We start from the raw sequence: 20,821 nt of genomic DNA, 5'->3' as shown, positions 1-20,821 counted from the left end.
CCGGGTACCACGCCGCCGCGGGAGGGTGACATGGACGATCCTTCGGTGGCCCTGCCGGGCGGGGCCGATCCCGCCGAGCGCACCCGGGAACTGCGCCGGGCCCACGCCGCGTTCACCCGCGACGGCCGGGTCGAGGCCCCCGTGCGGGCGGTCATCGCGCGGTCCTGGCGCCGCTGCGCCCGGGCCCGGGTCAGCCCCGAGTGCGCGCCCCGGATGGAGCTGTCCGGCGCGGAACTGCGGTCGTACCGCGAGCAGCACCCGCTGGCCCGCGTGCTGCCGCTGTTCCGGGACCTCGTGGGTGCCTTCGCCGCGCGCGGGGCGCACCTGCTGGCGGTGTGCGACGCGCGGGGCAGCCTGCTCTGGGTGGAGGGCGAGCCCGCCACGATGCGGCGCGCCGAGGGCCTCGGCTTCGTACCGGGCGCCCGCTGGGCGGAGACGGCGATGGGCACCAACGCGCCGGGCACGGCGGTGGCGGTCGGCGAGCCGGTCCAGGTCTTCGGCGCGGAGCACTTCAGCCGCCGGGTCCACCCGTGGACCTGCGCGGCGGCTCCGGTCCGCGATCCGCGCACCGGGCGGCTGCTCGGCGCCGTGGACGTCACCGGCGGCGACTGGCTGGCCCATCCGCACTCCCTGGCCTTCGTCCGCGCGGTGGCGCGCGCGGCGGAGGCCCAGCTGGCGCTGCTGGATCCGGGCCCGCGGGCTCACGGCGACTCCCTCACCGCGCTCGGCCGGGACGAGGCCCTGCTGGCGGCGCGGGACGGCCACGGGGACGGCCCCGGGGGCGACGGGCCGCGTGAGATCCGGCTGGGGAGGCGGCACAGCGAGATCATGGCCCTGCTGGCGCACCACCCCGAGGGGTTGTCGGGGGACGAGCTGGCGATCGCGCTGTACGAGGACGAGTCGGTGTCACCCGTGACGCTGCGGGCCGAAATGTCCCGGCTGCGCAGGGTGTTGGGCTCCCGGGCGCCGCTCTCGCGCCCCTACCGCGCGGCCGGGCCGCTGGAGGCCGATTTCACCGCCGTCACCCGGCACCTCGCCTCCGGCGCGGTCTCGGCGGCGCTGGCCCGCTATCCGGGGCCCCTGCTCCCCGCGTCCACCGCGCCCGGGATCGTCCGGCTGCGGCGCCGCATCGAGGAGCAGGCTCGGGCCGCGGTGATCGCGCGGGCCGACGCGGGGCTGCTGGCCGACTGGGTGTGCAGTCCGTGGGGCGCGGACGACCCGGAGGCCTGGCGGGCGCTGGCGGCGGCGCTGCCCGCCGGTGACCGGCCGGCCGCGCTGGCCCGCGTACGGGCCATCGACGCCGAACTCGGATCGGCGCCGGGACCATCTTCACCGGGAGCACCCTCGCCGGGGGTGCCTGCAACGGGGGCGCCCTCGCCGGGCGGTGTGTCGCGCGGCCGTGCAACGTACCGGCAACCTGCCCGCCCCTAGCCTCGCCGCGAGCGCTGTCCGACGGCGGCCGGCGCCCGGCAAGGGGAGGACCACGATGGCCCGTTACGCTGCGCCCGGTACCGAGGGCGCGCTCATGTCGTACGCGTCGCGCTACGGCCACTTCATCGGCGGCGAGTACGTCGAGCCCGTCCTCGGCAGGTACTTCTCCAACCCCTCCCCCGTGACCGGCGAGGCCTTCACCGAGGTCGCGCGCGGCACGGCCGAGGACATCGAGCGCGCACTGGACGCGGCGCACGCCGCCGCCCCGGCGTGGGGACGCACCTCGATCACCGAGCGCTCCACGGTCCTGCTGCGCGTCGCGGACCGGATGGAGCAGCACCTGGAGGCCCTCGCGGTCGCGGAGACCTGGGAGAACGGCAAGCCGATCCGCGAGACCCTGGCCGCCGACATCCCGCTCGCCATCGACCAGTTCCGCTACTTCGCGGGCGCGCTGCGGGCCCAGGAGGGCGCGCTCAGCCAGATCGACGACGATACGGTGGCCTACCACTTCCACGAGCCGCTGGGCGTCGTCGCGCAGATCATCCCGTGGAACTTCCCGATCCTGATGGCGGTGTGGAAGCTGGCTCCGGCCCTGGCCGCGGGCAACACGGTGGTGCTGAAGCCGGCCGAGCAGACCCCGGTGTCGGTGCACTACTGGATGAGCCTGGTCGCGGACCTGCTGCCGCCGGGCGTGGTGAACATCGTCAACGGCTTCGGCGAGGAGGCGGGCAAACCGCTCGCGTCCAGCCCGCGCGTGGCGAAGGTGGCCTTCACCGGGGAGACCTCCACGGGGCGGCTGATCATGCAGTACGCGGCGGAACACCTCAAGCCCGTCACGCTGGAGTTGGGCGGCAAGAGCCCGAACCTCTTCTTCGACGACATCTGGGCCACGGACGACGACCTGCGGGACAAGGCGCTGGAGGGCTTCACCATGTTCGCCCTCAACCAGGGCGAGGTGTGCACGAGCCCGTCGCGCGCGCTGATCGAGCGCGGACGCTACGGGGACTTCCTCGACGCGGCCGTGGCCCGGACGGAACTGATCGTGCCCGGACACCCGTTGGACACGGACACGATGATCGGCGCGCAGGCCTCGGAGGAGCAGTTGAGGAAGGTCCTGTCGTACGTGGAGATCGGGCAGCAGGAGGGCGCGAAGATTCTGACGGGCGGTCAGCGGATTGAACACGGAGGGGAGCTGGCGGGCGGCTTCTACGTCCAGCCGACCATCTTCGAGGGCGACAACCGCATGCGGATCTTCCAGGAGGAGATCTTCGGCCCGGTCGTCTCGGTGACCTCGTTCCAGGACTTCGACGACGCACTGCGCATCGCCAACGACACGGCGTACGGCCTGGGCGCGGGCGTCTGGACCCGCGACATCAACACGGCGTACCGCGCGGGCCGCGCGATCCAGGCGGGCCGGGTCTGGACGAACTGCTACCACGCCTACCCCGCGCACGCGGCCTTCGGCGGCTACAAGCAGTCGGGCATCGGCCGCGAGACCCACAAGATGATGCTGGAGCACTACCAGCAGACCAAGAACCTGCTGGTGAGCTACTCCCCGAAGAAGCTCGGCTTCTTCTGAGCGTCTTCGGAAGCCACATCGACGCGCCCCGTCACGCCGCGCCGTGCCCCGTGGGGTCGTGTACGTCAGTCGAGCGGCGTTCTCGGTAACGTGATCGTCTACGGCACGGCGGAGAGCGATGAGGCTGCGATGAGTGAACTGACGAAGCCCGAGATCGAACTTCCGGGGGGCGATGCTCCCGAGGAGCTGACGATCCGGGACCTCGTCGTCGGGGACGGGGCCGAGGCGAAGCCGGGCAGGGTCGTCCGGGTTCACTACGTCGGGGTCACCTTCGCGTCCGGAATGGAGTTCGACGCTTCCTGGGACCGGGGCGAGCCGTTCAAGTTCGCCGTGGGTGGCGGCAGGGTCATCAAGGGCTGGGACCGGGGAATCAGGGGGATGAAGGTCGGCGGTCGGCGCGAGATCATCGTTCCCCCGCGCCTCGGCTACGGCAACCAGTCCCCCTCGCGGTTGATCCCGGCAGGATCCACGCTCGTCTTCGTGGTGGACCTGCTCTCCGTGGTCTGAGGAAGGCCGGCTCCTCCCCGGCCGCCGGCGCGCAAGCGGTGGCGGCCTTCCCCCCAGGTCACAGGGAGAGTCTCACCTCACCGTTGGGCATGACGGCCGGGTACAGGGCGTCGAGGACCGTGCCGATGGGCGGGAAACGGTCGGGGGTGACGTGTTCGCGTTCATCGGTCAGATTGATGAAGTCGACGAACGCGGGTCTCCCCGACTGCGGGGAGAGCAGTTCCACCTCCACCCCGAACCGGTCCCCATGCCCCGTGACCACGCAGCGCACGGGATGGAGGAACTCCAGCTTTCGCACCTGGGGCAGGACCCCGTGGGCCGCGTCGGCGCACCTGTGGACGCCTCGGATGGTGGCACGCTCGAACTACGCCGCATCTACGCCCAGTTGGAGGAACCAGGGGGTGTCGGTCCGTGTCAGCGGACGACGTCGAAGACGTTCTTCTGCAGGCCGTTGGCGTAGGCCTCGTGCTCGACGAGCTTCAGCTTCTGGGTGTCCTTGTCGGTGGCGCTGAAGAGCCGCTTGCCCGCGCCGAGCAGGAGCGGGAAGACGAGCAGGTGGTAGCGGTCGATCAGGCCCGCGTCGGACAGGGCCTGGTTCAGCGAGGCGCTGCCGTGGACGATGATCGGGCCGCCCTCGGTCTCCTTCAGCGCGGCGACCTCGTCGAGCGAGCGCAGGATCGCCGTCTCGCCCCAGTTCGAGACCAGGTCGTCCTCGGTGAGGGTGGTGGAGACGACGTACTTCGGCATCACCTTGTAGTCCGCGAAGTCCTCCATGTCCGGCCACACCTGGCTGAACGCCTCGTAGCTGGCCCGGCCCAGCAGCATCGCGGAGGCTTCCTTCTGCTCCCGGCCCTTGATTTCGAATGCCTCGGGGAGGAACTCGACGTCCTTGAAGGTCCACCCGGAGTTCCGGTAGCCGGGCTCGCCTCCCGGGCCCTCCACGACGCCGTCGAGCGATACGAAGGCGGTGCTGATCAGAGTGCGCATCTTGGTTCCTCGGTGTCTCGAGTCCGGTTCCCGGCAGATTTGTCGAGTCGTGCGCGGACCGCGCTCGCGGCTGCCGCACACCTCTCATGATCTATGACCGTGGATCATGGGGAAACTCATCGGTCGTCGCGGATCTCGCTCCGGCGCGCGCACCGGGCCGCGTCCGTCAGCGATCCGTATGGACCCGGCCGGTCGCCGTCAAGGTCGTGTCAGGGGTGGTCCCCGGGGCCGGCGGGCGGGGGAAGCTTCGGTGACACGCCCCGGACAGCCTCCCCGCATCCGGGGCCCACCTGCCACTCGTGGTTCCTCTGGGAGGGCCCCATGTGTTTGTTCCTGTACGCCGACGACCCCGAGCCCGAGGAACAGGTCCCGGCCGGACCCTTGTACGTGCCGGCCCGGCCGGGGACCGCCCCCGTGGTGGTGCGCCTGTTCCGCACCCCGCTGGGAGCCCGTACCGCCGTCGGCTTCACCAGTGCGGAGCGGCTGGCCGCCACGCTCGGCGCGGAGCAGCCCTGGATCCGGCTCTCGGAGTCCGCGCTCCGCGCGCTGGCCGGCCCCCTCGGGGTGTCGCTGCTGACCGTCGACCCGGCCCTCACCGCTCCCCCGGTGACCGGGGTCGGCGCGGCGACGGCCGACGGTCCGGTCGCGGCTCCGCCTGCGGCCCCCGTCCCGCGGGCCTCCGGGACAGCGGCCCGGACCGCGTGAAGGGGATCGGGCGATGACCGTCACCGACCTCCCGGAGACTCCGGCGGCCGCCAGTGCCGATGACCTGTCGATCTGGCCGGCGTCCGCGACGCGGCTCCCGCACGGCGGCCTGGCCGTCGGCGGGGTGTCGCTGGCGGAGATCGCGGACCGGTTCGAGACCCCCGTCTACGTCCTGGACGAGGGCGAGGTGCGCGGACGCTGCCGGACCTACCGGGACGCCTTTCCCGAAGCCGAAGTGCTCTACGCCGCCAAGGCGTTCCTCTCCCGCGCGATGGTGCGCTGGGTACGGGAGGAGGGGCTGGGCCTGGACGTGTGCTCGGCCGGGGAGCTGGAGCTCGCCGTGACCGCCGGCTTCCCGCCCGACCGGATCGTGCTGCACGGCAACGCCAAGTCACCCCGCGACCTGGAGGCCGCCCTGCGGCTGGGTGTGGGCCGCATCGTCATCGACGGCCCGTCCGAGATCGCCCGGATCGCGGCCTCGGTCGGCCCCGGGGGACACCAGAAGGTCATGGTGCGGGTGGTGCCGGGCGTCTCGGCGGGCGGCCACGACAAGATCCGCACCGGTACGGACGACCAGAAGTTCGGCCTGTCCCTCACCGACGGGGGCGCGCAGCACGCCATCGCGCGGATCCTGTCCCAGCCGCAGCTCGAACTGACCGGTCTGCACTGCCACATCGGTTCGCAGATCACCGAGGTGAAGCCCTATCTGGTGGCCCTGCGCCGGATGGTGGGGCTGATGGCCCGGATCCGGGACGCGCACGGAACCGTCCTGCCCGAACTGGACATGGGCGGCGGCCACGGCATCGGCTACCGGCCCGGTGAACCCGCCCTTGACCTCACCGCGCTGGCCCGGCGGCTGCGCGCGGAGCTCGTATCGGGCTGCGCCGCCGCCCGGCTGACCGTACCCCGGCTCCTGATCGAGCCCGGCCGGGCCGTCGTCGGACCCGCGGGTGTCGCCGTGTACCGGGTCCTCGCCGTCAAGCACACCGGCGGGAAGGCCTTCGTCGCCGTCGACGGCGGGATGAGCGACAACCCGCGGCCCGCGCTGTACGGGGTGCGCTACGCGCCCCGCCTCATCGGCCGCCGCTCCGCGGCCGGATGCCGGACCACGACGGTCGTCGGACGCCACTGCGAGGCGGGCGACGTCCTCGCGGCCGACGTGGAACTGCCCGGCGACGTCCACCCCGGCGACCTGCTCGCCGTACCGGTGGCCGGCGCCTACCAGCTGTCCATGGCCTCCGGCTACAACCTCGTCGGCCGCCCCGCGGTCGTCGCGGTCCACGGGGGCTCCTCCCGGCTCCTCGTCCGGCGCGAGACGATGGACGATCTCCGCAGCCGCGACATCGGAGGCTAGTGCCGTGGCGCCCCCCTCGGATCGTGCTTGCCGGGACCGCGCGCGCGGTCCCGGCAAGATCCGGAAGAGGCGGCCTACCGCCAGACGGCCTACCGCCAGATGACGGCGCGCCAGCGCACCGGCCGGGGCCTCGAACTGCCCGCGTCGCCCGCGACGCTCCCGGTCGCGTTGATCGCGATCGGCCGGGTCGTGTCGACGCCGGCGGGAAGGGGCAGGGCGGTGACCCGCCCCCGCGCGTCCCAGGTCACGGCGCGCTCGTCCGAGGTGCCGACGGCCGTTCCCGCGTCGTTGACGCCGCTGACGAAGACCCTGCCCGTGCCGGGCAGCACCCCCAGCTCCGTGGTGGTGGCCCCGTCCCACCTGACGGCGTGGTCCTTGACGTTCCCGACCACGACGTCGGCGTTGTTGACGCTCACGGAACGCGCGCCGATCCCCTGCGACGGGAGGGCTTCGAACTTCTTCCCGCGTACGGAGCGGACGGCCTTCCACTCCCCGGCCCGGTCGGTCGCCTGGCCGATCACCGTACCGCGGTCGTTGATCGCGGTCGGCTCGCTGAACGCGCCCCCGAGCGAGCCGAGTTCGTGGACCCGCCCCGCGGTGTCCCAGCGGACGGCCCGGGTCTTCTCGCCCGGCACGAACACATGGCCGGCGATCTCCCCCCGCGCGTTGATCGCGGTGGCCACGCCGCCCACCGCCTTCGCGGGCAGGCGCAGTTCGGTCGCCCGGCCGTCGGCGCCCCAGCGCACGGGGCGCGTACGGTCGGCCGTCGAGAGCCGTCCCACGGCGACGTGGGAGTCGTTGATGTCCTGGGCCTCGCCGTCGACGTAGCCCGACGGTTCCTCGAGCCGGGTGAGGACGCCTGACGCGTCCCATCGCGCGGCATGGCGTACGCCGTCCGGCGTGTCGGTGAAACCGGCCACGGTGCCGTCCTCGGCGATCTTGACCGCCTGGCCGCCCGAACCTCCGCCGACGGCCTGCAGACGGGTGAGGGAGCCGTCGTCGCCCCACCGCACGAGGTAGCCGTCCCCGCTCTCGTCCAGCGAGAGCCCCACGACATCCCCGGCGTCGTTCATCGCCTGGGCCGAACTGCTGGTGTGGCCTGCCAGGAGCGGCAGTTCGTACATCGAGACGCCGGCGTCAAAGGACGCGGACGTGGATGAGGACGTGGATGGGGACGCGGATGCGGACGGCGTCACCATCACGGATAACAACACGGAAAGGACCACGGGTATCAAGAAGATCCCCCCCGTCCTCTCGCGGTCCCTTATCCACATCTGACGCTGCCGCCGATCTGCCCCGTGTAGACCTCGGCTGTCGCGTCACCTGCCCCTACCCCCGGCCCGCCATCGCGCGCGGGGCGAAGTTGCCGTCGCCCAGGTCCTCCGCGAGCAGCCGCTTCGCGATGGCGTCCGCCGCGGCCCGCAGCTCCGCGCTGCGCGGGCGGCCGCGGTCCTTCTCCAACTGGTCGCCCAGCCACTGCGCCCACGCGCCCGAGATCACGCCCGCCTCCCGCTCCCCCGCCGGGGTGTGCGCGTAGAAGCCGTTCTGGCGCGTCAGGTAACCCTCGTCCACCATCCGCTCGAAGACCGGCACCAGCACCTCCGGGGGCAGGTGCCTGCGCGTCGCGATGAATCCGAGGCTCGCGTGGCCGACCGTGCGGGTCATCAGGTCCACCTGCATGACCGCCCACGCGCCCGCCATGTCCAGCCGGGTGTCCGAGGCCTCGACGATCCCGCGCGCGGTGTCCGTTCCCATGCTCCGCACGAGCTTGCCGACAGCCAGCTCCAGCAGCTTCGCCGAGTCCCCGGAGGCCGTGGCGGGCGAGCCGAAGCCGTCGCCCATGTCCGTGGATCCGGCCCTGGCGCTGTCGCGCAGCTTGACCTGCTTGAGGAACAGCGCGACGACGAATCCGACCACCGCCACCGGCACGGTCCACAGGAACACCGTGTGCAGGGTGTCCGCGTACGCGTTGATGATCGGCCCCGCCGCGGCCGGATCGAGCCCGTGCACGCCCTGTGGGCTCTGCGCCGCCGCGGCCAGTTGCTGCGGGTCCTGCCCGGTCGCGCGCGCCGCCTCCGCCACCCCCTTCGCCAGCGCGGGCCCCAGGGTGTTGGCGTAGATCGTGCCGAAGACGGCGGTCCCGAAGGCGCTGCCGAGCGTACGGAAGAAGGTGACGCCCGAGGTCGCGGTGCCGAGGTCGGCGTAGTCCACGGTGTTCTGCACGGCGATGGTCAGCACCTGCATGCTCAGGCCGATGCCGGCACCGAGGACGAACATGTACAGCGATTCCAGCCAGGCGTTGGACTGGGGCCCCATGCGCGACAGCAGGTAGAGCCCGACGCCCATCACGGCGCAGCCCACGATCGGGAAGATCCGGTAGTGCCCGGTCTTGCTCGTGACGTTGCCGCTGAAGACCGACGCGATCAGCAGGCCGATGACCAGCGGCAGCGTCCGTACGCCCGAGACCGTGGCGGAGTCCCCGTCCACGTACTGCAGGTACGTCGGCAGGAAGGTCATCGCGCCGAGCATCGCGAAGCCGACGACGAAGCTGAGGACGGAGCAGACCGAGAAGACGGGGTTGGAAAACAGCCGCATCGGCAGCATCGGCTGCGCGGCCCGGGTCTCCACCAGGCAGAACAGCGCCAGTGCCAGGGCGCCGCCCACGAAGAGCGCGACGATGAGCGCCGAGCTCCAGGCGTACGCGTTCCCGCCCAGGCTCGTGGCCAGGATCAGCGCGCTCGCGCCGATCGCGACCATCGCGATGCCCAGGTAGTCGATGACCGGCTTGCCGGCGGCGCGCACGGAGGGGATCGTCTTCGCGGCCGCCACCACGACCAGGATCGCGATCGGCACGTTCACGTAGAACGCCCAGCGCCAGGTCAGGTGGTCGGTGAAGAGGCCGCCGAGCAACGGACCGATCACCGTCGCGACGCCGAAGACGGCGCCGATGGCGCCCTGGTACTTGCCGCGTTCGCGCAGCGGGACCACGTCGGCGATCAGCGCCATCGCGGTGACCATCAGCCCGCCGGCGCCGATGCCCTGGATGCCCCGCCACACGATGAGCAGGGTCATGTTGCTCGCCAGGCCGCACAGGAACGAGCCGGTGATGAAGACGATGGCGGAGACCTGGAAGACCAGTTTCCGGCCGAAGAGGTCGCCGAACTTGCCCACGAGCACGGTCGCGACCGTCTCCGTGAGGAGGTAGGAGGTCACGACCCACGACATGTGGTCGCCGCCGCCCAGGTCCGCCACGATCGTGGGCAGCGCCGTGCCCACGATCGTCTGGTCCAGGGCAGCCAGCAGCACGCCCAGCATGATCGTGCCGAATACGACGTTGCGCGTGCGCCGGTCGAGCACGGGGGGTCCCGCGGCGGCCATGACGGGGGCTGCACCTTCGGCTGTGGTCACATCTCGCACTCTCACAGTGCCCCCGCCCGGCCGCATGCGGCGTTAGCCCGTCCGGGGCAAGTCCATCGGACGGTCGCGCAGGCCGTCAGCGCGGGCGCACCGGGCCGTCAGAGCGGGCGCACCAGGCCGTCGGCGCAGAGGTGCGGGAGCCGTCAGCGCAGGTAGCCGAGGCCCGGGTGCTCCGCCGCGTACGCCTCCACCAGCCGCCGGGCCACCCCGACCGAGTCCACCAGCGGGTGCAGCGCGAAGGCCTTGACGGCGTCCGCCCGCGATCCGCTCGCCGCGGCCGCCAGGACCTCCCGCTCGGCGGCCTTGACCGAGGTCACCAGGCCGGCCGCGTGCAGCGGCAACGGGTCGACGGCGACCGGGTGGGCCCCGTTGGCGTCGACCAGGCACGGCACCTCGATGACCGCCCGGTCGTCGAGCACGGCGAGGGTGCCGCGGTTGCGGACGTTCAGGATCAGCGTGGCGCGCTCGTCCCGGGCGATGGCCCGCATCAGGGCGAGGGCCACCTTCTCGTACCCGCCCGACTCCAGGTCGCTCTCGTCCCGCGCGCCGACGCCCGCGACCTCGCGGTTCTCGGACATGTACGTGGCCTCGCGCTCGGCCCGCGTCCGGTCCCAGGCGGCCAGCGCCGCCCCGGCCGGCTGCCCCGGCCGCCCGGCCTCGGCGTAGAAGCCGCGCTGCTGGTCGCGCAGGAACGCCCCGCGCGTCTGCTCGGCCCCCTGGTAGGCCCGGACGGTGTCGCGGTTGAAGTAGTAGTAGTGCAGGTACTCGTTGGGGATGGCCCCGAGCGAGCGCAGCCAGTCCGCGCCGAACAGCCGGCCCTCCTCGAAGGACTCCAGCGCCTCGGCGTCGGCCAGCAGCCGGGGCAGCTCGTCCCGGCCGCCGATCCGCAGCCCGCGCACCCAGCCCAGGTGGTTGAGGCCCACGTAGTCGATCCAGGCGTCCTCGGGCCGCGCGCCGAGCAGCCGGGCGATCCGCCGTCCGAGCCCGACGGGCGAGTCGCAGATCCCGATGACCCGGTCGCCGAGCTCCTCGGCCATGGCTTCGGTGACCACCCCGGCCGGGTTGGTGAAGTTGATGACCCACGCCTCGGGGGCGAGGCGCGCCACCCTGCGCGCGATCTCCCGGGCCACCGGAACGGTCCGCAGGCCGTACGCGATCCCGCCCGCGCCCACCGTCTCCTGGCCCAGCACCCCCTCGGCCAGGGCGATCCGCTCGTCCGCGGCGCGCCCCTCCAGGCCGCCGACACGAATGGCCGAAAACACGAAGTCCGCGCCGCGCAGGGCCTCGTCGAGATCGGTGGTGGCCGTGACGGCCGGGGCGTCCGCGATCCCGTCGGCCTGATCCGCGAGCACGCGCGCCATGGTGGTGAGCCGGCCCGCGTCCTCGTCGTAGAGGGTCACGTGCGACACCCTGCCCTCGGCGTGGTCGCCGAGCAGGGCTCCGTAGACGAGCGGTACCCGGAAGCCGCCCCCGCCGAGGATCGTCAGCCGCACGCCCTTACCGCCTTTCGCAGTGCCACGTTTCGTGGCACCAGTCTCCCCCGCCCGGTCAGTCCACCGGCGACGGCACGGCCCGCAGCCGCGGCACCTGGTGCGGCTGCGCACCCGCGCCGCCGCGGACCGGACCGGTCGGCAGACCCTGCGGCGCCGAGAGGACCATGGTCATCCGGGTCAGTCCCATCCCGTCGAGCATCCGGCTGGATTCCGCCACCATCCGGCAGCGCACCAGGCCCCAGCCCGGGTCGGGGTGGCGCACCGTGCGCACCGCCCCGTCCTGTTCCGCCGCCTCGGCCCCGTGCGTGGTCAGCCAGTGCGGCACCCCGTACCGGTAGGCGGCCTCCATGAACGGGTCGCGGGCCACCTCCTGGCGGATGCTGCGCAGCCCCTCGTCCTCCGGGGCCGCGGCCAGCGCGGTCGCGAACCGGGCCAGCAGCGGTACGCACCAGGCCGGTTCGTGGTCCTCCAGCACGGCTGCGGCGTCCGGGTGGAACAGCACGAAGCGCAGGAAGTTGTCGTCCGGCAGGGCGGTCGGGTGCGGGCGGACCGACTGGAAGAGCCGGTCGAACGCCGAGTTGGTCAGGGCCACGTCCCAGCGGTGGTCCACGAGGAAACTCGGGTAGGGCACGGCCTCCATGAGGGCCGCGTAGTCACACAGGTAGTCGCGCTGGGCCGGGTCGGCGGGCAGCCGGTTCTCCTCGGCCGCGCGCCAGGTGGGCGGCGGGTCGCGGTCGACCATGACCCGGAAGAGCCAGAAGCACTGGCGCTCGCTCATCTCCAGGGCCTCGGCCAGGGCGAGCAGCTTGCGGTCCGTCCACTCCTTGACCAGGCCGCGCTCCCAATTCCCGTACGCCCGCACGCTGATGCGCAGCCGCGCCGCCAGGTCTTCCTGGCTCAGCCCCAGTTCCTCCCGGCGCTGGCGCAAAATCTCCTTGCGTCGCTCCGACCGCACGGCGCCGCGTGCGGACTCCTCGCCCGCGAGGCGCTCCCCACCGATGTGGGCGAGGCCGTCGGACGGGCCCACCGCTGCGAGATGTGGCACCGAGAGCTCCCCCTCTTTATTACGGTCTGGATCTTCGTTTCCGTGTGGCGATCCTGCTACCGACTTCATTCGAGTGTCAACTATTGTGGCAATTCCAGCCTCTTGACAGCTCATTCCCGCCACAGCTGTGGCAAGTTCTAGCCCTACAGACAGAGACCGGATAGATTCCAGGAGCCGACCACGTGCCCGCCCCCCGACCTCGCGCGATCTAGGAGAACCACTGGTGACAGACGGCTTCCCGGCTCCCGTCGCGGTGGCCAACGCGCACCTGGCAGCCACCATCACGCGCGTCGCCGAACTCACGGGCAAGATGGGCCGCGACCTGAACCAGGTCTTCGACCTGCGCCGCCTCTCCGAGGCCTCCGGGGTCCCCGCCGACGTGGTGCGGACCCTGCTGGACGGCCGGCCGGCCGGCGAACCCGATCTCCAGACCCGCTTCCTGCAGCGGCTCGACCTCCTGCGGCGCACGCGCGTCAAGCCCAACGGCCGCCGCTACACCCAGCAGGAGATCGCCGACGGCGCCGCCATGTCCCGCCAGCAGGCCGGGGCCCTGATCAACGGCGACCGCCGGCCCACGATGGAGCACTGCGACGCGATCCAGCGCTTCTTCGGAGTGCACGCCGGCTTCCTCACCGCACACGACTCGGACGCCCTCACGGACGCGCTCCAGAGAACCGAGCAGCAACTGCTCCAGGACTTCGCGGGCCGCGCGCGGGAAACCGTACCGGCCCAGGCCGCTTCGACGGGCGATCCACTGGCAAGACTCCTGCAGAACCACGGAGTACGCGGCATCGCCTGGCGGGCCGCCCAACTGCCCAGCGACAAGCACCGGGACAAGGTGACCGAATGGCTGGACATGCTTCTCGAAAGCGTAAAACCGAACGAATCCTGACCCAGTCGAAATTCTGGGTCTGATCCTTGAGTCCTGATCCGGATCCGCGCCGACGGGGAGAACGGTGAGCATAGGCAGAGAGCAGCGGCGGTTGTGCGGGGAGCTGGTGGCCGGCATCACGCTGACCGCGCCCGTGGAGCCCGTAGACCTCTACGCCGCCCTCTGCGAGGGCATGAGCAAGCACCGCGGCCGCCGGGTGGAGTTCCGGATGGCCTCGTTCCCGCCGGGAACGGCAAGCGGCCTGTGGCTCGACATGGCGGACCGCGATCTGGTGGTCATCGAGGAACGCACCGCACCCGACCACCAGCTGGTGATCCTCGGTCACGAGCTGTGGCACATGAAGGCCGGCCACTGCAGCCACCACGTCGACGGCGCCGCCGTCGCCGCCCGGCTGCTCTCGGACGAGGCCGACATCGGCGAGACCGTTCGCCGGGTCGCGGCGCGCACGCGCGCCGACGTCCAGGAGGAGACCGAAGCGGAAACCTTCGGTTTACTGCTGGGCAGCAGGTGCCGGACCTGGCTCGCCGGATCGGCGAGCCACCGGGCGCCCGCGCAGCGTGACCAGTTGGCCGGCCGCATCGAGGCCGCGCTCGGATACCGGGGGCACAGGAACGACCGTTGAAAGGCCAGGACTACTACACACCGGCAGCCGCGATGGCGATCGCTCTCGCCTTCAAGCTGCCGGCCCTGCGCAACAACTGGCGTGACCCGCTTCTGCGATCGGTCTGCGCCCTGCTCACCCTGGCCGGCGCGGTCTTCACCTTCGCCGCCCCGCCCACCATCGAGGCGGTCAACCGCTGGACGGGCATACCCAACTTCTCCGCCCCGCTCGTCTACTGCCTGATCACCGCCTTCAGCGCCGCCTGCCTCGTGCTGATCGTCAACTGGCGGGGCGGGCCGCCGGAGGAGACCCGGCGGGTCTCGCGCCGCTGGATCACCGGCTACTCCGTCGTGATCGTGGCGCTGACCCTGCTGTTCGTGCTGGGCGAGGCCCCGGTCGAACGGCTGCGGGACTTCGACACCTACTACGCCAACACCCCCTTCATCCGGGAGCTGATCGCCCTCTACCTGGTGGCCCACAACGTGGCCGCCTTCGTGATGGTCGCGATGTGCTGGCGCTGGTCCCTCCAGGTGCGCGGCTGGCTCCGGGTCGGCCTGATGATCATCGTCCTGGGATACGTCTTCAACCTCAGCTACGACGCCACCAAGATGACGGCCGTCGTGGCCCGCTGGAGCGGGCACGACCTGGACTGGCTGAGCACGTCCGTGGCCCCGCCCGTGGCCTCCCTCGGAGCCAACATCAGCGCGATCGGCTTCGTGCTCCCGCTGGTCTTCCAGCGGCTTTCGGACAGCTGGCAGAACTGGTCGGCGTACCGGCGCCTGGGCACCCTCTGGCACGAGGTGCGCGTGTCCATCCCGGACGGCACCCCCTGCGTCCGGATGGCCTGGTGGACCGCCGCCGAACTGCGGATGATCCAGCGCGAGTCGGACATCCACGACGGCTTCCTGCACCTCGGCCCGTACTTCGACCACGACCACCGGGACGAGGCCCTCGCGCGGGCCCAGGACGCCGGGGCCGACGAGGAGACCGCCCGGGCCGTCGCCGACGCCGCCATGGTCGCGGCGGCCGTACGGGCCCGGTCGGCCGATCCCGAGGGCAGGGTCATCGGGGCCAGCGAGGAGGGGGCCCCGGCGGCCGCCGACGGTCCGCGCGACCTGCTGCGCATCTCGCACGCCCTGCGGAACTCGCCGGTGGTGGCCGAGTTCCGGCGCCAGGCGTCGCTCTCGGGGGTCTGACCACTGCGGTCAGCTCCCGGCGGCCGGCCCCCGCGGTCAGCCCCCGCGGCCGGCCCCCGCGTCAGCTCCCGGCGGCCAGGGACAGCGCCGGGAACAGGTCCTGGAACGGCGCCGCCGAGTCGATCCCGTCCCGGCCGAAGGGCGCGTCGAAGCTCCACACCATGAACAGCAGGAACACGATCAGCGTGCTGAACAGCCCGGCCAGCAGCAACTCCCGCCCCGACCGCCGGATCTGCAGCGCGAAGATCAGCCCGACCGTGACCAGGCCGCCCACCACCAGCCCCAGCCACACCACGCTGGGCAGCGTCGACGCGTCGCTCTGCGTCCGCTCGTGCCGGGCGTCGTCGGCGGCCGCGATGTGGTCCAGCAGCGGCTGGTAGGCCTGCGCCTGGAGCTCGTTGCCCGGGTTCTGGTGGGTGAGATCACCGCGCAGCTTGCCGAGCAGTTCGCCGCCCTCCGTAGACGCGGCCTCCCCGGAAACCAGCCGCGGCCAGTCCACGCTGACGGTGTGGGAGACGTACGCGTTCACCTCGCCCCGGATCCGGTCGCGGACGGGCGCCGGGTAGACGTCGGCCCGCTGGGTGACCTCGTACAGGGACTGGGCCTCGCGGCGCACGCTGTCCTCGGCGGCGCCGCGCGCCTCCCAGACGCCCGCGATGGCCAGGCCGAGCACGATCGCGTAGACCACGCCGACCATCATCACCATGTACTCGATGACGTCGGGGGTCTCGCTGGTGTCCTCGTCGACGGCGACCCGGCGGTGCCGGAGCGCGGTGAAGGTGAAGACCAGGGCGCAGACGAGCGCCATGGCGATGGCCAGGACCAGCCATTCGGACACGAGGGTTCTCCGTAGGTTGAATGAACGGACGAATCGTCAGCCGCGGCTCTTGGAACGGGGCCGCAGCGCGACGGCCGCGAGCACCGCCGGGGTCGTGACGACGACCATGAGCATCAGGGTGGACATGCCGTCGGGGCCGCGCCTGGCCAGCGCCGAGGAGTGGTACGGGCGCACGTGGAACCGGCTCGCGGGCCCTGCCCCGGCTGCGCGCGCGGCCGGGGCCACCGCTGCGCCCGGCGCCGCCCGCACCGCCCCGGGCCCGGCCGGTGGATCCGCCGGCGGCTGCGCCACCCCGGCCACGGCCTCCGCCGCCGGCCACGGGCCGGGCTCCGGCGCCGCCGGCGGCCAAGGCACCGGGACCGGAGCCGGCCCCCGCCCCGGGTGGCGCACCGTGGGCCGGGCGGCGCCGGGCAGCGTCATGCGCGGCGAAGGCCGTGCGGCGGGCGGAGCGGGCGCGGGCGTCCTCGGCTTCGGCCCGGCCGGAACGCACACGTCGACCCGGGCGCCGCGCCCGTGGCCGTCTCCGGCGACCTCCACGTGACCGTGCAGCGGGCAGAGCGCCGCCACCAGGCCGGCCCCGGCGAAGTACTGCCAAGCGGTCACCGCGCGTTCTCCCGATTCCGCAGCAGGGATGAGGGCTACGTCTGAAGAAACGATCACGGCGGCGCTTCGATACGCGGCAGACAGGTCAAGATCCCCACCCGGGACCCGATTCGGGCCGCCCCGCGCGGTCTAGGCCCTCGGGGCCGCCGGAGCCGCCGGGGCGTCGGCGCTCGCGCCGGTCGAAGTGTGCGCGGCGCTCGCGCCGGTCGCGGCGGCCGACGTGTTCGCGGCGGCGCCCGCCAGGATCCGCAGGGCCGCGTCCGAAGGCGATCCCGCCTCCGCCGTGTAGGTGATCAGCGTCTGGTCCGGATCGTCCGGGAGCACGAGGCTCTCGTAGGCGAGGGCGAGCTCGCCGACCAGCGGGTGGCGCAGGTGGTAGCCGCCGTGGGTCTTCTCCCCCACCTCGCGTTCCTCCCACAGTCGGGTGAACTCCGCGCTGTGCTCCGCCAGTTCGGCGATGAGCTCGGCGAACCGCGGGTCGCCGGGGTGGCGTCCGAGGTCGAAGCGCAGGTAGGCGACCAGATCCCGCGCCTTGGTCTCCCAGTTGACGAACCGTCCGCGCACCTCCGGGTGGAGGAAGACCAGCCACGCCTTGTTGCGCCGCTCCGGCGCCAGCGCCGCGAAGTCGGTGATCAGCGTCGCGAAGAGCGGGTTCCAGGCGAGGATGTCGGTGCGCCGGCCCAGGACGAACGCGGGCGTCCCGGGCATCGACTCCAGCAGCCTGCGCAGCCCCGGCCGCACCTCCTGCGCCTCATCGGCCTCCCGGCCCCGCGCCCGCGCGGCGGCGGCCCCGCCCGGCCCGGCGTTGCGCACCAGCCGGGTCAGGTGCGCCGCCTCGGCCGCGTCCAGGCGCAGGGCGGCGACGACCGCGCCGAGGATCCCGTCGGAGACGTTCTCGGCCCGGCCCTGCTCGAAGCGCGTGTAGTAGTCGGCGCTGACCCCGGCGAGCTGGGCCAGCTCCTCGCGGCGCAGCCCCGGCACCCGGCGGCGGCCCCCGAAGGAGCGCAGGCCCGCGTCCTCCGGCCGGATCCGGGCCCGCCGGGACCGCAGGAAGTCGCCGAGTTCGGCCTTGGGCCCGTGCTGGTTCATGCCGCCGATCCTAGATCGTGCCCCCGGGCCGCTCACCCGTCCGGCCCATTCCCTCACGGCGCGGGCCGTCCCCCGAGCCGATGATCGGAGAACCCGATCCCGCAGCTCAGCGGGGTCACCCGGGGAGCAGAGGGACGGTGGCAGGTGGAAGCGGACGGCTCGCAGACCCTCGGAGAACAGGTCGACGTCCTGATGGACGGCCTGCGGGCCGATCTGGAACGGCTGGCGGCGATCCCCTCGGTCGCCTTCCCCGGCTATCCGACGGAGCCCGTGGAGGAGGCGCACGACCTGGTCGTCTCCCTCCTGCGCGCGGCGGGCGTCCCCACCATCGAGCGGATCGACCTCCCCGACACCGCCCCGGTGATCTACGGGGAGATCCCGCCGCCGCACCCGGACGCCCCGACCGTCCTGCTCTACGCGCACTACGACGTCCAGCCCGCCGGGAACCCCACCCTGTGGCTCTCCCCGCCCTTCGAGCCGACGCCCGTCCCCGGTGTCCCCGGCGCGCTGCGGGCCCGCGGCATCGCCGACGACAAGTCGAACGTGATCGCGCACCTCGGCATGCTGCGGCTCTACGGCGGCCGTCCGCCGGTCGGGATCAAGCTGGTGATCGAGGGGCAGGAGGAGTACGGCAGCCCCTTCGACGACTACCCGCCGAGCGATCCGGACCGGTTCGCGTGCGACGCGATGGTGATCGCCGACCTCGGGAACCTGCGGCCCGGCACCCCGACCCTGACCACCGGCCTGCGCGGGGCCTGCGAGGTCACGGTGGAGGTGCGCACGCTCGCGGAGGCACGCCACAGCGGGGAGTTCGGCGGAGCCGCCCCGGACGCCCTGCTGGCCCTGCTCCGGGCGCTGTCCACCCTGCACGACGAGCACGGCGACGTGGCGGTGCCCGGACTGCGCCGCGATCCCTGGGAGGGAACGACCTACACCGAGGAGGAGTTCCGCGACCTCGCCTCCGTCCAGGACGGCCTGCCGCTGATCGGCACCGGCTCGCTGGGCGAACGGCTGTGGAGCGGGCCCGCCGTCACCGTCATCGGGCTCGACGCCCCCGACGTGGCCGGGGCCGCCTCCGCGGTGGTCCCCTACGCGCGGGCCAAGCTGAACCTCCGCTTCCATCCGCACCAGGATCCGAAGGAGGCCCGTGCCGCCCTGGTGGAACACCTGCGCGCGCAGCGCCCCTTCGGCATCCCGCTCACCGTCACCCCGGGCGACACCGGCCCCGGCTTCGAGGCGCGGACGGGCGGGCCGGCGTACCGGGCGGCGCTGACCGCGCTCAAGGAGGCCTGGGGCACGCAGGCCTCGTACGTCGCCACGGGCGGCTCCATCCCGCTGGTGAACGGCCTCGCGCAGGCCGCTCCGGGCGCGGAGGTGCTCCTCTTCGGCGCGCAGGACAGCATGTGCAACCTGCACGCGCCGAACGAGCGGGTGCTGCTGTCCGAGCTGCGCAACACGGTGGTGGCGATGGCCGCCTTCGTCCGGGAGTACGCGGCCGACTTCCGTGCCGCGCCCCGGGACCCGGTGGACGCCGGAGGCGCACCGTGACCGCGCCGACCCCGGCTCCCGCGGCTCCCGCCCCAGAGGAGGAGCCGCCGCCGGCGCGGAAGTTCTCCTTCCCCAGCGCCCTGACCATCCTGGCCATCGTCACGGTCGCGATCTGGCTGCTGGCCTTCCTCGTCCCGGCCGGCCAGTACGACCGCGACGACAGCGGCGCCCCGGTCGCCGGCACCTACCACCGGGTCGAGGGCACCCAGAGCTTCACCGACCGGCTGAACGACCTGTTCCTGTCCCCGGTGAACGGGCTCTACGGCCTCCAGGACCCCAAGACCGGCCAGGTCGGGCCCACCTTCAGCGGAGACCTCTACGGCAGCGCGGGCGTCTTCCTCTTCGTCCTCGCCATCGGCGCGTTCATCACCGTCGTCTTCGCCACCGGCGCCCTCGACCGCGGCATCGCCCGTCTCGCCCACCGGCTGCGCGACCGCGGGGCGCTGCTGATCGCCGCCGTGATGGTGGTCTTCTCCGTGCTCGGCACCGTGGAGGGCTTCGCCGAGGAGACCCTCGGGTTCTACGGCCTGCTGGTGCCGATGATGCTGGCCCTCGGCTACGACCGGCTCGTCGCCGTCGGCGCCGCCATCCTCGGCGCGGGCATCGGCGTGCTCTGCTCCACCGTGAACCCGTTCGCGACCGGCGTGGCCTCCTCGGCGGCCGGCATCTCGCTCGGCGACGGGATCGGGCTGCGCTTCCTGATGTGGATCGTGCTGACCACGGTGACCGTCCTCTACGTGATCCGCTACGCGCGGCGGGTCCAGAAGGATCCGGCCAAGTCCATCTGCGGGTTCCTGCCCGGCGACCGGGAGCAGAAGGCCACCGGCGACGAGGAGGCGGAGCCGGAGCTGACGGGCCTGCACAAGACGGTGCTGGTGCTGCTGGTCCTCGTCTTCGCCTTCATGATCTTCTCGGTGGTGCCCTGGGCCGGGGCGCTCACCGGCGACGCGGACGCGGCCCCCTACGCCTGGGAGCTGGACTGGTCCTTCGCCCAGCTCGCCGCGCTGTTCATCTGCGCGGCCGTGCTCATCGGGCTGGTGGCCCGGATGGGCGAGGCCAAGCTCAGCTCCACGATCATCCAGGGCGCCGCGGACTTCATCTCCCCGGCCCTGGTCATCATGCTGGCGCGCGGAGTCACGGTCATCATGAACAACTCGAAGATCACCGACACCGTGCTCCACTCCATCGAGGGCGTGGTGAAGGGGACTTCGTCCGGAGTCTTCGCGATCATCGTGTTCCTGGTGAACCTGCCGCTCGCCTTCCTGATCCCCTCCACGTCCGGGCACGCCACCCTCACCATGCCGATCCTGGCCCCGCTCGCCGACTTCGCGGGCGTCTCGCGGGCGCTGATGGTGACGGCCTGGCAGTCGGCGAGCGGCTGGATGAACCTCTGGGTCCCGACCACCGCCGTGACCATCGGCGGTGTCGCGCTGGCCAAGGTCGGCTACGACAAGTACTTGCGCTTCGTCTGGCCGCTGCTCGCCATCCTCTTCGTGCTGATCTGCGGGTTCCTGGCCCTGGGCGCGGCGATGTGAG

Annotated in this window: 20 protein-coding genes; 11 read left to right on the top strand and 9 right to left on the bottom strand. The window is 72.6% G+C overall.

Annotated elements, in window-relative coordinates; all coding sequences use genetic code 11:
- Positions 1 to 30: 30 nt before the first annotated feature.
- The 3 genes from DRB89_RS27170 to DRB89_RS27160 all read left to right on the top strand — a co-directional run bounded on the left by DRB89_RS27170 (position 31) and on the right by DRB89_RS27160 (position 3,517).
- A complete protein-coding gene (locus tag DRB89_RS27170) occupies positions 31 to 1,431 on the top strand; it encodes a GAF domain-containing protein (RefSeq protein WP_112451649.1) in 1,401 nt (466 codons plus the stop codon).
- Between the two features lie 55 nt (positions 1,432 to 1,486).
- Positions 1,487 to 3,010, top strand: a complete 1,524-nt coding sequence (locus DRB89_RS27165; RefSeq protein WP_112451648.1) for an aldehyde dehydrogenase family protein — start codon at positions 1,487 to 1,489, stop codon at positions 3,008 to 3,010.
- Positions 3,011 to 3,139: 129 nt separating this feature from the next.
- Positions 3,140 to 3,517 (top strand): FKBP-type peptidyl-prolyl cis-trans isomerase, encoded by a 378-nt coding sequence (locus tag DRB89_RS27160; protein ID WP_112453964.1) that lies wholly within the window; start codon positions 3,140 to 3,142, stop codon positions 3,515 to 3,517.
- A 58-nt stretch (positions 3,518 to 3,575) separates the two neighbouring features.
- Here DRB89_RS27160 and DRB89_RS27155 read toward each other — a convergent pair whose 3' ends face one another.
- Positions 3,576 to 3,815 carry a hypothetical protein gene (locus tag DRB89_RS27155; protein WP_112451647.1) on the bottom strand — a complete coding sequence of 80 codons (240 nt, stop codon included), beginning with the start codon at positions 3,813 to 3,815 and terminating at the stop codon, positions 3,576 to 3,578.
- A gap of 116 nt (positions 3,816 to 3,931) precedes the next feature.
- Complete coding sequence (locus DRB89_RS27150) at positions 3,932 to 4,504, bottom strand: dihydrofolate reductase family protein (RefSeq protein ID WP_112451646.1); 573 nt, start codon at positions 4,502 to 4,504, stop codon at positions 3,932 to 3,934.
- Between the two features lie 321 nt (positions 4,505 to 4,825).
- On the opposite strand from DRB89_RS27150, the gene DRB89_RS27145 reads away from it, so the two are divergent.
- Complete coding sequence (locus DRB89_RS27145; RefSeq protein ID WP_239516354.1) at positions 4,826 to 5,209, top strand: SAV_915 family protein; 384 nt, start codon at positions 4,826 to 4,828, stop codon at positions 5,207 to 5,209.
- Positions 5,210 to 5,222: 13 nt separating this feature from the next.
- The gene (lysA, locus tag DRB89_RS27140; protein ID WP_112451645.1) at positions 5,223 to 6,563 is read left to right on the top strand and encodes a diaminopimelate decarboxylase; all 1,341 of its coding nucleotides are present in this window, start codon (positions 5,223 to 5,225) and stop codon (positions 6,561 to 6,563) included.
- A gap of 89 nt (positions 6,564 to 6,652) precedes the next feature.
- On the opposite strand, the gene DRB89_RS27135 is transcribed toward lysA, so the two are convergent.
- Entirely contained in the window at positions 6,653 to 7,687 is a 1,035-nt protein-coding gene (locus DRB89_RS27135) for a hypothetical protein (RefSeq protein WP_112451644.1), read from the bottom strand.
- 28 nt (positions 7,688 to 7,715) lie between these two features.
- Between DRB89_RS27135 and DRB89_RS46060 the strand changes: the two genes are divergently transcribed.
- A complete protein-coding gene (locus DRB89_RS46060; protein WP_275435586.1) occupies positions 7,716 to 7,841 on the top strand; it encodes a hypothetical protein in 126 nt (41 codons plus the stop codon).
- A 51-nt stretch (positions 7,842 to 7,892) separates the two neighbouring features.
- On the opposite strand, the gene DRB89_RS27130 is transcribed toward DRB89_RS46060, so the two are convergent.
- From DRB89_RS27130 to DRB89_RS27120, 3 genes are all read right to left on the bottom strand, one after another.
- Positions 7,893 to 9,971 carry an MDR family MFS transporter gene (locus DRB89_RS27130; protein WP_162688740.1) on the bottom strand — a complete coding sequence of 693 codons (2,079 nt, stop codon included), beginning with the start codon at positions 9,969 to 9,971 and terminating at the stop codon, positions 7,893 to 7,895.
- A gap of 152 nt (positions 9,972 to 10,123) precedes the next feature.
- Entirely contained in the window at positions 10,124 to 11,473 is a 1,350-nt protein-coding gene (locus DRB89_RS27125; protein ID WP_112450839.1) for a 6-phospho-beta-glucosidase, read from the bottom strand.
- Positions 11,474 to 11,528: 55 nt separating this feature from the next.
- A complete protein-coding gene (locus DRB89_RS27120) occupies positions 11,529 to 12,518 on the bottom strand; it encodes a helix-turn-helix domain-containing protein (protein WP_239516353.1) in 990 nt (329 codons plus the stop codon).
- A 223-nt stretch (positions 12,519 to 12,741) separates the two neighbouring features.
- Between DRB89_RS27120 and DRB89_RS27115 the strand changes: the two genes are divergently transcribed.
- The 3 genes from DRB89_RS27115 (at position 12,742) to DRB89_RS27105 (ending at position 15,207) form a co-directional block, all read left to right on the top strand.
- The gene (locus DRB89_RS27115) at positions 12,742 to 13,410 is read left to right on the top strand and encodes a helix-turn-helix transcriptional regulator (protein WP_112450838.1); all 669 of its coding nucleotides are present in this window, start codon (positions 12,742 to 12,744) and stop codon (positions 13,408 to 13,410) included.
- Positions 13,411 to 13,474: 64 nt separating this feature from the next.
- Positions 13,475 to 14,032, top strand: a complete 558-nt coding sequence (locus DRB89_RS27110) for a toxin-antitoxin system, toxin component (protein ID WP_204357827.1) — start codon at positions 13,475 to 13,477, stop codon at positions 14,030 to 14,032.
- Complete coding sequence (locus DRB89_RS27105; RefSeq protein WP_112450837.1) at positions 14,029 to 15,207, top strand: MAB_1171c family putative transporter; 1,179 nt, start codon at positions 14,029 to 14,031, stop codon at positions 15,205 to 15,207. Before DRB89_RS27110 ends, DRB89_RS27105 begins: the two co-directional genes overlap by 4 nt.
- A 61-nt stretch (positions 15,208 to 15,268) precedes the next feature.
- Here the strand turns inward: DRB89_RS27105 and DRB89_RS27100 are convergent, their stop codons facing one another.
- From DRB89_RS27100 to DRB89_RS27090, 3 genes are all read right to left on the bottom strand, one after another.
- The gene (locus DRB89_RS27100) at positions 15,269 to 16,045 is read right to left on the bottom strand and encodes a DUF4239 domain-containing protein (protein WP_112450836.1); all 777 of its coding nucleotides are present in this window, start codon (positions 16,043 to 16,045) and stop codon (positions 15,269 to 15,271) included.
- 36 nt (positions 16,046 to 16,081) lie between these two features.
- Entirely contained in the window at positions 16,082 to 16,648 is a 567-nt protein-coding gene (locus DRB89_RS43170) for a hypothetical protein (RefSeq protein WP_162688739.1), read from the bottom strand.
- Between the two features lie 129 nt (positions 16,649 to 16,777).
- On the bottom strand, positions 16,778 to 17,737 hold the full coding sequence (locus DRB89_RS27090) for a helix-turn-helix transcriptional regulator (RefSeq protein WP_112450834.1): 960 nt from the start codon (positions 17,735 to 17,737) through the stop codon (positions 16,778 to 16,780).
- 144 nt (positions 17,738 to 17,881) lie between these two features.
- Between DRB89_RS27090 and DRB89_RS27085 the strand changes: the two genes are divergently transcribed.
- Together DRB89_RS27085 and DRB89_RS27080 are read left to right on the top strand one after the other, a co-directional pair.
- Positions 17,882 to 19,285, top strand: a complete 1,404-nt coding sequence (locus DRB89_RS27085) for a M20/M25/M40 family metallo-hydrolase (protein ID WP_275432028.1) — start codon at positions 17,882 to 17,884, stop codon at positions 19,283 to 19,285.
- Positions 19,282 to 20,820, top strand: coding sequence for a YfcC family protein (locus DRB89_RS27080; RefSeq protein WP_112450832.1), 1,539 nt, complete (start codon positions 19,282 to 19,284; stop codon positions 20,818 to 20,820). Before DRB89_RS27085 ends, DRB89_RS27080 begins: the two co-directional genes overlap by 4 nt.
- The last annotated feature ends 1 nt before the right edge of the window (position 20,821 follow it).

Origin of the sequence: Streptomyces sp. ICC4 (assembly GCF_003287915.1) — a bacterium.
Taxonomy (GTDB): Bacteria; Actinomycetota; Actinomycetes; order Streptomycetales; family Streptomycetaceae; genus Streptomyces; species Streptomyces tritrimontium.
Note: the sequence above shows the minus strand (reverse complement) of the source record. Positions and strands in the feature narration are given on the sequence as shown.